Source organism: Streptacidiphilus fuscans (assembly GCF_015690355.1).
Taxonomy (GTDB): Bacteria; Actinomycetota; Actinomycetes; order Streptomycetales; family Streptomycetaceae; genus Streptacidiphilus; species Streptacidiphilus fuscans.
This window is the reverse complement of sequence record NZ_JADPRT010000006.1, coordinates 21993-33710: the sequence shown is the minus strand read 5'-3', so window position 1 is coordinate 33710 and position 11718 is coordinate 21993. Positions and strand designations below refer to the sequence as shown.

Below are 11718 nucleotides of genomic sequence, written 5' to 3'. Positions count from 1 at the left end.
TGACAGGGCTCAGGCGCCGATGGGGTCGTGGCACGAGACGAGCTTGGTGCCGTCGACGAAGGCGGCCTCGATCTGCAGCAGCGGGAGCATCGCGCGGACGCCGGGCATCACCTCGTCGGAGCCGACGATGCCCTTGCCGAGCTCCATGCACTCGGCGACGGTCCGGCCGTCGCGGGCGCCCTCCAGGATGCCTTCGCTGATCAGCGCGACGGCCTCGCTGTAGTTGAGCTTGAGACCGCGGTCACGGCGTCGGCGGGCCAGGTCGGCCACCACGTACACGTAGAGCTTGTCGATCTCACGCGGCGCGAGGTTCATGGGGGCGCTCCTTCTGCGGGCGCGGGACGGCCGCGCGAGGAGCCGGGCGGCCTGGTGTTTTCTTCCACGATACGGAAAGTTCTTTCCGTTTGAGAGGAAGGTAGAGGTGCCGCCGCGCCGCGTCAACATGTTGTTGAACAGCTGAAGGCTTTCCTTAACCAGCTCTTGTCCGCCCTGGCGGAAGCTACAGCCGCCGGGCGCGAACGGATCGTGTCCGCACCGTCCACCTGCGCGAACGCCACCCGACCGGCCCAACGCGGGCCGGGGCGCGCGTTAGGATCATGTCCGGCGGCGGGCAGGACAGCCGGCCGGGCAGGAGGTCCGACATGGGGTACCCGCGGTCCCGTGCAGCGAGCACGGGCGAGGGCACGGGGGATGCCGTCGACGGGGTCGTCGCGGACTGGCGGCGCGAGCGCCCGGAGCTGGACACCGAACCGCTGCAGGTCATGGCCCGGCTGCACCGCACCTTCGCGCGGTACCAGTCGCTGCTCACCGACTCGCTGGAGGAGTACGGCCTCAACATCGCCGGCTTCGACGTGCTGACCGCGCTGCGCCGCGCGGGCCCGCCCTACCGGCTGACGGCGGGCCAGTTGGCGGCCAGCGGGTTGATCACCACCGCCGGGATGACGCTGCGCGCCGACCGGCTGGAGAAGGACGGACTGATCGTCCGTGAGCGTGACGAGAACGACCGCCGCATCGTCCACTCGCGGCTGACGGAGCAGGGCCTCACGCTGATCGACGAGGTCTTCGCGCGGCATCTCGACAACGAGCGCCGGATGCTGGCCGGGCTCTCCGGCGACGAACGCCGCCTGCTCGCCGCGCTGCTGGCCCGCCTGGAGACCTCCCTCGACGCGGCTGCGGACCAGGCCGCCGAGCCGCAGGACTGAACACAGGAAACCGCTGAGCCCCGGACCGAAGGAATCGGTCCGGGGCTCAGCGGTTCGGCCGCCGCCCGGAGTCAGGGCGTGACGGCGGCAGCGGCCTGCTTCTCGGCCTCGGTGCGGTACATCCGGCGCACCCGGACGACGCCGAGGTCGTGCTGGTAGAGGTTCTCCGCCTGGTCGGCGTCGGCGGGGAGGCCCTCCAGGACCAGACGGTCCTGCTCCAGCACCTCCCAGTGGCGCGGCTCCAGCGTCGTCCGGTAGAGGAAGCGCCACACGTCGCGCTGCCAGTCCTGGACCTTGCGGTAGCGCCAGAAGAAGACGGCGCTGCGGTCCGCGTCGATCGGGGTGACCATGCCGACGATGCCGAACGGCCCGCCAGGGCCCGCAGTCGGCGGGTAGGGGATCTCCAGATCGACCCAGTCGACGCCGGTCCGGCAGAGCTCGACCCAGTCGAAGTTGACGCCGCGCTGGTCGGTCTTCTCGAAGAAGAAGCCGCGACCGGTCTCCCGGATCCGGAACTTGGCGGTGGTCTCGCCCGCGAACATGCTGTGCGAGTCGCGGTGCAGGAACGAACCGTGCATGGGGTCGAGCAGATTCTCCATGCCCCAGCGCCAGTTGGCGTTCCACTCGGCGTAGCAGAGGAACGACGAGACGTCCGGGTCGGTCAGCGGCTCGGGCAGGGTGAGCTCGCACGGCTCGGGGTTCCTGCTGTCGCCGAAGTAGGCCAGGATCGCGCCGCCGATCTCGGTGACCGGCGGGGCCTGGACGAGCGTGCGGCCCTCCAGGGTGCAACCGGGCAGGCCCGGCACGGAGGTGACGGTGCCTCCGCCGTCGACCTGGACGCCGTGGTACCAGCAGGCGATCCGGTCGCCCAGGTGCTTGCCCTGGGACAGCCGCGCGCCTCGGTGCGGGCAGCGGTCGGCGAGCATGTGCAGGGTGCCGTTGCCGCGGCGGAAGAGCACCCAGTCGCGGCCGAGCCGGGTGACCCGGCGCATCCCGCCCGCGGGGACGAATTCGGAGGGGCACACGGCGTACCACTGGTTGCGCAGGCCGGTCGCGAAGATCTCGTCGGCGCTGGTGGAGTCGAGCCCGGTGGAGGACGCGCCGGTTACGGGGGTGGTGGTCGTCGGCATGGTCAGGCTCCCAGGCGCTGCATCTCGGCGGTGAAGGTCTGCTCGGTCCAGGCGGCGCCGTCGGGGGCGAAGAGACCGCGGTCGTTGAGCCCGGCGACGAGCCCGGCGAGGTCGTGGGCGCCCGCGCCGAAGACCTCCTCGACAGCTCCGGCGAGCCGGATCTCGTAGGGGTTCGGCTCCCCGTCACGGGACTGACGGATGTTCAGGTACTGGTCCATGGTTGCTCCAGGAGTGACAGAAGCGCTGATGAGGCTCAGAGGTCGAGGACGAGGCGGGCGGACCGGGCGCGCGAGACGCAGAGCATCATCGACTTCCCGGCCGCCTTCTCCTCGTCGGTGAGCAGGAAGTCGCGGTGCTCGACCTCGCCGTCGAGGACGGGGGTCTCGCAGGTGCCGCAGATCCCGTCCCGGCAGGACGAGTTGACGGGGATCCCCGCCGTCTCCAGCGCCTCCAGCGTCGAGCAGTCGGGCGCGACGGTGACGGTTCGGCCGCTGCGGTTGCAGACCACCTCGAACGCGGCCTCGCCGGACGGGTCGACGGGCGCTGCGGCCGGGGCCGCGAAGCGCTCGGTGCGGGCGTCGCAGCGCTGCTCGACGGCGGCCAGCAGCGGCTCGGGGCCGCAGCAGTAGACCTGGGTGCCGGGCGCGAGGTCGGTCAGCAGAGAGTCCAGGTCGATCCGTCCGCACTCGTCCTCGGGCACGAACTCGACGGCGCCCTCGACGCCCGCGCCGCTCGACTGCTCGGCCAGCGCCCGCAGTTCGGCGCCGAACGCCATCGAGTCACGCCGCCGTCCGCCGTGCACCAGCCGCCACGGGACGCCGCGCCGGGCGGCGTCGCGGGCCATGGCGAGCAGCGGCGTGATGCCGATGCCGCCCGCGACGAAGAGGTAGCGCTCGACGTCGTGGTCCAGCTCGAAGTGGTTGCGCGGCCCGCGCACCGTGACCGTCTGACCAGGGCGCAGCGTGTCGTGGACGTGCGCCGAGCCGCCCCGCGAGGACGGCTCGCGCAGCACGCCGATCCGCCAGCGGGAGGCGTCGGCCGGGTCGGAGCAGAGCGAGTACTGCCGCACATGCGCGCCGACATGGAGGTCGATATGCGCGCCCGGAGTCCACGCGGGCAGCGCCTCGCCCTCGGGGTGGACCAGCTCGACGGAGAGGACCCCGTCGGCCTCCCAGGTGGTGCGGTGCACCAGCAGGTCCAGGTCGTACTCTTCCGAGCGGCTCATCGGGCACCTCCCGTCGGGGACTTCGGGGTGGGCACGCTCACCGGAGGGGTGAACGGGACGTTCATCGGGCCGAGCGCGGCCAGGTCGACCTCCACCACGGTCGGACCGTCGGCAGCCGCAGCCTCGCGCAGGACGGCGTCGGCGTCGTCGGCGTGACTGATCCGGTGGAACGGCAGGCCCAGCGACGAGGCCAGCAGGAAGAAGTCCGGCGTGGTGAGGTCCACTCCGTGGCGCTGACCGCCACCCGCCTCCTGCATGTTGCGCAGCACGCCGTAGCCGCCGTCGTTGAAGACCAGCAGCGTGAGACGGGGCCGCTCCTGAGCCAGCGTCAGCAGCTCGCCCAGGTGCACGGCCAGACCGCCGTCACCCGCGATCACCACGGTCGGGACCTCGGGACGGCCGACAGCCGCGCCGATGCCCATGGCCAGGCCCTGGCCGATGCCGCCGCCGCGCGGGAAGACGTTGGTGGCCGGGTCGGTGATCTCCAGCAGCCGGTTGCCCCAGGTCGAGGACGGGATGGTGACATCGCGGGCGATCACGCTGCCGACCGGGTAGTGGGCGCGGATCGCGTCGCAGATCGCGGCCTGCGGGCCGATGGCGTGGCGCTGCTTCGCGCGCGCCTCCTGCCGGGCCTGGCGCACGCGCTCGGGCCAGGCGGCCTCGGTGCGCGGGGTCACCGCGCGCAGCCGGGCAGCGAGTTCACCAAGCACGGCGGCGGCGTCGCCGACCAGCCCGTGCTTGGCCGGGTAGACGCGGCCCGGCGCGGCCGGGTCCAGGTCGATCTGGATGTGCGCGTCCGGGACGGCGAGCCGGTAGTCGTGGGTCTCGTTGGAGCGGAAGTGCGTGCCGACCGAGAGCAGCAGGTCCGCCTCGGCCAGCAGCGCCTTGCCCGCCGGAGCGGAGGCGTAGTTGCCGACCACGCGCTCGTCGTCCTCGGGGACCGAGCCACGGCCCGAGTTGCTGGTCAGCAGGCCCGCGCCGGTCAGCGCCAGCAGCTCCGCCAGCTCCGTGCGGGCCCCGGTCGCGCCGCCGCCCGCCCAGATCAGCGGACGCCGGGCGGCGGCCAGCAGCGCGGTGGCCTCGTCCAGCGCGGCGGCGTCGGGCCGCGGCGCGGCCACGGCAGCGGCGGGGGAGGTGAGCTGACCCGGCGTCTGCTCCGCGTACTGCAGGTCGATCGGCCACTCGACGCTCGCCGGACCGCCCGGTGCGGCCAGCGCGGCAGCGGCGGCTTCGCGCAGCACCTCGGCGGCCGAGGCGGCGTCGCGGACGGTGGCGGCGTGCTTGGAGACCGCCGTCAGCATGGCGGGCTGGTCCTTGGTCTCGTGGATGAAGCCGCGGCCCAGGCCCAGGTACGGGGTGTCGATCTGACCGGTGATGTGCAGCACCGACGTCCCGGCGCTCAGCGACTCGATCAGCGAGCCCGCCGCGTTGCCCGCACCGGTCCCGGTGCTGGTCAGCGCGCAGCCGAGGCGGCCGGTGGCGCGGGCGTAGCCGTCGGCGGCGTTCACCGCCGCGGCCTCGTGCCGCACGGGGACGAAGCGCAGCTCGCGATCGACGGCCTCGACGAGCGGCAGGTTGTGGACGCTGACGACGCCGAAGACGGTGTCGGTGCCGTGGGCACGCAGCAGCTCGACCAGCAGGTCGCCGCCGTTGGGTGGGGTCATGGGGAGTTCCTTCGGTACGGCCGGTACTGCGGGGGTGTCAGGGGCGCGGTCAGTGGGTGCCGCGGTGGACGCCGCCGGCGACGTCGACGCTCGCGCCCGTGACGTACGCGGCGCGCGGGGAGAGCAGGGTGGTGACCGCGTAGGCGACCTCGTCGGCGGTGCCGAACCGGCCGAGCGCGATCCCGCGCCGGGCGGCGAACTCGGCCTGCCAGGTGGGGTAGTCGATCCCGGCGTCGTCGGCCTGGTAGCGGCGGGTCCACTGGCCGGTGTCGATCAGGCCCAGGCAGACCGAGTTGACCCGGACGCCGTCGGCGGCGAGCTCCTGGGCCAGCGAGGCGGAGAGGTTGAGGATCCCGGCCCGCGCCGCGCTGGTGGTGATCAGGTGCGGCTCCGGCTGCTTGGCCAGCACCGCGTTGATGTTCACCACGCTCGCGGCGTCCGACGTCCGCAGGTGCGGCAGCGCGGCGAGGGTCGGGTTGAGCACGCCGGAGAACTTCAGGTCGAGCTCGTCGCGCCAGTCCTCGGCGGTGGTCTCGTGCAGGCGCTTCATGCGCGAGGCGCCCGCGTTGTTGACCAGCCCGTCGAGGCCGCCGAGCCGCTCGGCCGCGCGGTTGACGAAGGCGTCGACGGCCGTCGCGTCCCGCACGTCGCACGGCGCGTGGAACAGGTGGTCGTCGCCGTAGCGCTCGGCGAGCCCGGCGAGGGCTCCCGCGAGCGCGTCCGGACGGCGTCCGCAGGTGGCGACCTTGGCCCCCTCGGCGAGCAGCATACGGACGGTCGCGAGGCCGACCCCGGAGCTGCCTCCGGTGACCAGGATGCCGCGGCCGGAGAGGCCCAGGTCCATGGTGTTACTCCTCTTGCTGGTTCGGTCAGTTCATCGTGAAGCCGCCGTTGACGGCGAAGGTCTGGCCGGTGATGTAGCCGGACTCGGGGCCGACCAGGAACGCGATCAGGCCGACCAGGTCCTCCGGCCGCTGCGGGCGCTTCACCGCGCGGTTCAGGCGGTAGAGCTCGTGCCGCTCGGCCGGGATGTCGACCGCCGACTCGCCCTCGGTCAGGCCCGGGGCCACCGCGTTGACGGTGACCCCGGCGTCGCCCGCGTCCCGCGCCATCGCCCGGGTCAGCGCGATGACCGCACCCTTGGAGGCGATGTAGTGCGCGAGGCGCGGCGACCCGTAGAGCGCGGCGTCGGAGGCCAGGTTGACGATCCGTCCCTCGCCGTTGGCCGCCATCAGCGGCCACAGCCCGCGCGCGACCAGCCAGGGGCCGCGCGCGTTGACGGTGGCGATCCGGTCCCAGGCGGCGACGTCGATCTCGTGGAACGGCTTGCCGCCCACCGCGTTGGCCAGACCGGCGTTGTTGACCAGGCCGTGGAGCCGGGTCCCGTCGGCGGCCAGCGCGGCGGCCAGGGCGTCGACCGACTCGGGCGAGCCGACGTCGAGCGGGTGGAAGACCGCGTCGACGCCGGCCGCCCGCAGCTCTGCCACGGCCTGCTCGCCGCGCTCGGCGTCCAGCTCGGCGACGACGACGCGGTAGCCGTCGCGGCCGATCCGGTGCGCCGTGGCCAGCCCGAGGCCGCGGCCCGCGCCGGTCACCACGACCGTGCGCCGCCTCGTGTCGTCCGCCATCAGCCGCGCGTCACGCCGTGCATCGGCGAGTGCTCGGGGTAGGTCGGGACCTGCGGCTTCTGGGTGCCGATGACGACGCAGAAGAGTGCGTCGGTGTCGCCCTCGTTCTTGAGCGAGCGGGCCACGCCGGCCGGGACCACGATCATGTCGCGGTAGCCGAGGGTGCGGTACTCGATCTCGTCGGCGCCACGGTGGATGCCGACGCGGACCTGGCCCTCCAGGACGAAGAAGGCCTCCTCGACGTCGTGGTGGGTGTGCTCCGGGCCCTCGGCGCCGGGCGGCAGCAGCATGTTGGAGAAGGTGAAGCCGCCGGAGGGGATGATCCGGTTGTCGCCCTCGTGGTTGCCGGTCGCGCCGGAGCCGACGTAGCGGATCTGGGCGCGGCGGTACTGGTCACCGGCCTTGGCCTGGAAAGCGAGGGTGTCCCAGTCGGGCTCGCGCGAGTCCTTGGTGGCGATCAGCGAGTCGGTGAAGGCGGCCAGGTCGGAACCGTCGTGGTACGGGGTGGGGTCGAGCGGCATGGAGATGCTCCTTGCGTTGTGCGTTGTGCGTTGTGCGGTGGATGGTGACGGATGGTCAGAACGGGATGCGCGCGGTGACGTGCAGGTGCGCGCGCACCCAGGAGTGGAAGGCGTCCGGCTGCTCCTGGTTGGCCAGGTGCCCGGCGTCGGCGATCACCACGTAGGCGACGCGCCGCAGTCCGCCGGCGATGGCCTGCGAGGCCGCCGGGCCGGTGACGCGGTCCTTGTCGCCACAGACCACCAGAACGGGGGCGGTGATCTGCGGCAGTTCGGGGGTGAGGTCGGCCTCGGCCATCGCCTCGGCGGCGTAGCCGTAGCCGGGGAGGCGGATGCTGTCGGCCATGGTGCGCACCACGCGGTCCACCAACTCGGCCGGGGCCGCGTCGGAGACCAGGCGCGGTCCGCGCTCGGCGGCGAACGCCTCGGTGCCCTGCTCGGCCAACTGGCCTGCGCGGGCCCGCATCCGCTGCGTCGCCTCCGGGTCGGCGCCGGAGCCGACGCTGGAGTCGGCGACCACCAGCGAGGCCACCAGCTCCGGGTGACGGACCGCCAGCCGCAGCGCGATCACGCCGCCCCAGGAGACGCCGAGCACATGGGCCCGCCCGCCGCGCCGCCGGATCAACTCCGCTGCGGCGTCCGCGAATCCGTCCAGGCCGGGGGCCTTCTCGGGGTCGGCGGAGGCCGCGTAGCCGGGCGCGTCCCAGCGGACGACGCGGACGCTGTCTGCGAGGTCCTCGGCCAGCCGCGCGAACGAGGCGGAGGAGGAACCGATGCCGTGCAAGCAGAGCAGAACGGGACCGTCCTCGGGACCCGACTCGACCACGTGCACGCCGTCGGCCAGCGCTTCGATGTCCACTAGAGCATCTCCCGGTCGTGCTCCGCCTCGACTCCGCTGCGCACTCACAGAACCATCCCGGAGCGGCCCAGCACCGCGTCCAGGCTGCGCAGCACGGCATGCGGGACGACTTGGCTGGTGGCCGGGTTTACCGGGTCGGGGCGGTGGTTGACCTCGAAGCGGTAGCTGCCGTGGCTGCCCTCGGCCTCGATCACGTGCCGGGTCAGCGTGGCGGCCGGGTCGGCCATCACGACCACCTCGACCGCACGCGGGTCGCCGACGGCGAGCGCGACGGACGCGGCCACGTTGGTCGACTTGGGGAACTTGGACGGGACGTCGGCGGCGGTGCCGCGCATCACCTCGACCGGCTCCTCGGCGCGCTTCAGACGGTCCGTCAGTTCCTGGTCCATCCACGGCTGGATGAGCGTGCGCGGCAGCTTGGTGGTGGTGAGCCGGACGGTGGTCAGCGGACCGAGGCCGCGCACGGCCTGGAGCAGGTCCAGGCCGCCGACCGCGCCTCCGGTGAAGTAGACCCGGCCGGGACCGGCCCCGCGCAGCCGCTCGGCGAGGTCGGCGTCGGTCAGCGCGCCGCTGGAGCAGACCATCAGGTCGACGCCCGCGGCGAGCACCCGCTCGCCCCACTCGCGGACCACGGACTGCCCGGCCGCCTCGACGATCAGGTCGCAGGACTCCAGCGCCTGCTCGAAGTTGAGCTGCTGGGCGGGCAGGTCGTCCAGCGTCCGGTTGTCGACGATGCCGACCAACTCGGCGCCGGGGACCCGGCCTTCGGCCAGCGCGTTGCCGACGACCTGACCGATCGCGCCCCAACCGACCAGCCCGACGCGGCGCGTGGTCGTTCCGTGAGAGACCTGAGTGACGACGCTCATGCCCGTGCTCCTTCGTGCTGTGCCGCGAGCGGGCCCGGGTCCGGGATCCCGGCCATGTGGCTGCGGATGGTGGCGGACGGCGGACCGGCGGTGCCCCACAGGTCGGACAGCTCCGGCGTCCGGGGCCAGGTGCGGCAGATCCACCGGTCCTCGACGACCTGCGCGACATCGGAGGTGTACTCGCAGACCAGCCCGGCCGGATCGGTGAAGTAGGAGAAGGTGTTGTTGCCCGGCCCGTGCCGTCCCGGCCCCCACTGCGGGGCGATTCCGTGGTGCTTGAGCCGGCCGAGGCCGCGCATGAAGTGGTCGACCGACGGCATCTCGTACGCGACGTGGTTGAGCGAGGCCCACTCCGCCTGGTTGAAGGCGATGCAGTGGTGGTCGCTGTTGATGCGCAGGAACGCCATCTGGTGCGCGGACCAGTCCGAGACCCGCATGCCGAGCACCTCGCAGTAGAAGGCGACGGCGGCGTCGATGTCGATGGTGTTCAGCACCACGTGGGTGACGCCCACCGGCACGGCAGTGCCCAGCCGGTCGCGCGGCACGACCGCCTCGACGTCCGCCGAGAGCTCGATCAGTCGGCCCTCGGGGTCGGTGAAGCGGAGGCCGTAGCCGCCGCCGACCTGGTCGAGGCGCCCGGGGCCCGCGACCGGGACGATGCCGCGGGCGAGGAGTCGGCGCGCGGCCTCGTCGATCTCGGCGGGGGTGGCCACGGCGAAGCTGATCCGGCCCAGGCCGTTGGCCTCGGCGCGCTGCAGGCTCAGCACGTGGTGGTTGTCGCCCGTTCCGCGCAGCCAGCTGCCGTCGCGGCCGGACTCGACCTGCTCCAGCCCCCACACCTCGCGGTAGAAGTCGCCGGAGGCGGCGAAGTGGGGTGTCCGCAGCTCGACCGCGCGCAGTCGGCGCAGCCGGGCGACGGGCGGGGGCGGCGCGACCGTCAGGCTCATGGGGGTCTCCAGTGGTTGGTGCGGGTGGCTCGGCATCGCTGCCTGACGCGTCTGACGTGTCTGACGTGGCATCAGACAGCCGCCCAGGGAAGCGGGGTGGCGTCGGTGCCCCAGTACAGGGACTTCTGCCGCTGGTAGGAGCGGATCCAGTCGCGGCCCTTCTCCCGGCCGAGACCGCTCTCCTTGAACCCGCCGAACGGGGTGGAGGAGCTGAACTGCTTGTAGGTGTTGATCCACACCGTCCCGGCCTCCAGCAGACCGGCCAGCCGCCATGCCGCTCGGGCGTCGCGCGTCCAGATGCCGCAGGCCAGGCCGTAGACGGAGCCGTTGGCCTGGGCCAGCAGGTCCTCCTCGTCCTTGTAGGGGAGGCAGACCAGCACCGGGCCGAAGATCTCCTCCTGGCAGGTGCGGGCGTCGTTGGGCAGACCGTCGATGACGGTCGGCAGGTAGTAGGCGCCACCTGCGTACTGCTCGCCCTCGGGGGCCGCGCCGCCGCAGCGGATCCGGCCGCCCTCCTTGCGGGCCAGCTCGACGTAGGCGGCGACCGCGTCCCGGTGGCGGGGGTGCGCCAGCGGGCCGACCTGGGTGCGCGGGTCGGTGCCGGGACCGACGCGCAACTGCTCGGTGCGGCGCACGAGTTCACCGACGAACTCGTCGTAGAGCGACTCCGGCACGAAGAGCCGGGAGCCCGCGATGCAGGCCTGGCCGCTGCTGGAGAAGATCCCGAACAGCACGCCCGCCAGGGCCTGCTCGACGTCCGCGTCGGGCAGCACGACGGTCGGGGACTTGCCGCCCAGCTCCAGGGAGACCGGGATCAGCTTGTCGGCGGCGTGGTGCGCGATGGTGCGTCCGGTGGTGGTCCCGCCGGTGAAGGTCACCTTGCTGACCAGCGGGTGCCGCACGATCGCGTCGCCGACGATGCTGCCCTTGCCGGGCAGGACCGAGAGCAGGCCGGCGGGCAGGCCGGCCTCCTCCACGATCCGGCCGAGCGCGAGCGCGACCAGCGGCGTCCACTCGGCGGGCTTGAGCAGTACCGCGTTGCCGGCCGCCAGTGCCGGGGCGACCTTCTGGGCCTCGGAGGCGATCGGCGAGTTCCACGGCGTGATCGCGCCGACCACGCCGAGCGGCTCGTGGACGCTCATGGTGACGTACGCGCCCCGGGATGGGGTGAGCGCGTCCTCCGCCGTCTCCAGCGTGGCGGCGACGTAGCGGAAGGTCCCGGCGGCGCTGCGGACCAGGGCGGTGGTCTCGGCGCGCGTCTTGCCGGTGTTCGCGGTCTGCAGCGCGGACAGCTCGTCGGTGTCGCGCTCGATCAGCTCCGCGATCCGGTAGAGGTAGCGGGCCCGCTCGTGCGGCAGCAGACCTCGCCACGCCGGGTCGGCGGCGGCGCGGGCACCGGCCCGGGCGGCCTCCTCGACGTCCTCGACCGAGGCGGCCTGAATGACCGTCAACTCCCGGCCGGTGGCCGGGTCGAGAGGCCGGACGGGCAGGCCCCGGCCGCGGCGCCAGCGTCCGCCGACGAGGATCTCGTCGGCGGGCAAGGCGAGGCCTGGGGCCGCCTGGGTCGACGAGTGGGGGGAGGGCTCCGACTGCACGCTCATGCGCACCCATTCCTTCCGGGTGGTCGTTCGGTGCGGAGAAATCTAAGCGCTTAACTATTCTTGCGCAAGACCCTCCCG

General features: G+C 73.0%; 13 protein-coding genes. 1 reads left to right on the top strand and 12 read right to left on the bottom strand.

The window, feature by feature from the left end:
* Positions 1–9 precede the first annotated feature (9 nt).
* The gene (locus I2501_RS15965) at positions 10–315 is read right to left on the bottom strand and encodes an urease subunit gamma (RefSeq protein WP_196194710.1); all 306 of its coding nucleotides are present in this window, start codon (positions 313–315) and stop codon (positions 10–12) included.
* A 326-nt stretch (positions 316–641) separates the two neighbouring features.
* Here I2501_RS15965 and I2501_RS15960 point away from each other — a divergent pair, with 326 nt between their 5' ends.
* The gene (locus I2501_RS15960; RefSeq protein WP_196194709.1) at positions 642–1202 is read left to right on the top strand and encodes a MarR family winged helix-turn-helix transcriptional regulator; all 561 of its coding nucleotides are present in this window, start codon (positions 642–644) and stop codon (positions 1200–1202) included.
* Positions 1203–1273: 71 nt separating this feature from the next.
* Here the strand turns inward: I2501_RS15960 and I2501_RS15955 are convergent, their stop codons facing one another.
* The 11 genes from I2501_RS15955 to I2501_RS15905 all read right to left on the bottom strand — a co-directional run bounded on the left by I2501_RS15955 (position 1274) and on the right by I2501_RS15905 (position 11640).
* On the bottom strand, positions 1274–2332 hold the full coding sequence (locus I2501_RS15955; protein ID WP_196194708.1) for an aromatic ring-hydroxylating oxygenase subunit alpha: 1059 nt from the start codon (positions 2330–2332) through the stop codon (positions 1274–1276).
* 2 nt (positions 2333–2334) lie between these two features.
* Complete coding sequence (locus tag I2501_RS15950; RefSeq protein ID WP_196194707.1) at positions 2335–2550, bottom strand: recombinase-like helix-turn-helix domain-containing protein; 216 nt, start codon at positions 2548–2550, stop codon at positions 2335–2337.
* Between the two features lie 35 nt (positions 2551–2585).
* Positions 2586–3557, bottom strand: a complete 972-nt coding sequence (locus I2501_RS15945; protein WP_196194706.1) for a PDR/VanB family oxidoreductase — start codon at positions 3555–3557, stop codon at positions 2586–2588.
* Positions 3554–5221, bottom strand: a complete 1668-nt coding sequence (locus I2501_RS15940; protein ID WP_196194705.1) for a thiamine pyrophosphate-binding protein — start codon at positions 5219–5221, stop codon at positions 3554–3556. The genes I2501_RS15945 and I2501_RS15940 overlap by 4 nt, the downstream gene beginning before the upstream one ends.
* Positions 5222–5270: 49 nt before the next feature.
* The gene (locus I2501_RS15935) at positions 5271–6065 is read right to left on the bottom strand and encodes an SDR family oxidoreductase (protein ID WP_196194704.1); all 795 of its coding nucleotides are present in this window, start codon (positions 6063–6065) and stop codon (positions 5271–5273) included.
* A 25-nt stretch (positions 6066–6090) separates the two neighbouring features.
* Entirely contained in the window at positions 6091–6849 is a 759-nt protein-coding gene (locus I2501_RS15930; RefSeq protein ID WP_196194703.1) for an SDR family oxidoreductase, read from the bottom strand.
* Positions 6849–7370 (bottom strand): cupin domain-containing protein, encoded by a 522-nt coding sequence (locus I2501_RS15925; RefSeq protein ID WP_196194702.1) that lies wholly within the window; start codon positions 7368–7370, stop codon positions 6849–6851. The genes I2501_RS15930 and I2501_RS15925 overlap by 1 nt, the downstream gene beginning before the upstream one ends.
* A gap of 55 nt (positions 7371–7425) precedes the next feature.
* Complete coding sequence (locus tag I2501_RS15920) at positions 7426–8226, bottom strand: alpha/beta fold hydrolase (protein WP_328806394.1); 801 nt, start codon at positions 8224–8226, stop codon at positions 7426–7428.
* A gap of 44 nt (positions 8227–8270) precedes the next feature.
* Positions 8271–9092 (bottom strand): aspartate dehydrogenase domain-containing protein, encoded by an 822-nt coding sequence (locus tag I2501_RS15915; RefSeq protein ID WP_196194701.1) that lies wholly within the window; start codon positions 9090–9092, stop codon positions 8271–8273.
* Positions 9089–10039: a VOC family protein gene (locus tag I2501_RS15910; protein WP_196194700.1), complete on the bottom strand. Its 951-nt coding sequence runs from the start codon at positions 10037–10039 to the stop codon at positions 9089–9091. Before I2501_RS15910 ends, I2501_RS15915 begins: the two co-directional genes overlap by 4 nt.
* Positions 10040–10110: 71 nt before the next feature.
* Positions 10111–11640, bottom strand: coding sequence for an aldehyde dehydrogenase (locus I2501_RS15905; protein WP_196194699.1), 1530 nt, complete (start codon positions 11638–11640; stop codon positions 10111–10113).
* Positions 11641–11718: the final 78 nt, after the last annotated feature.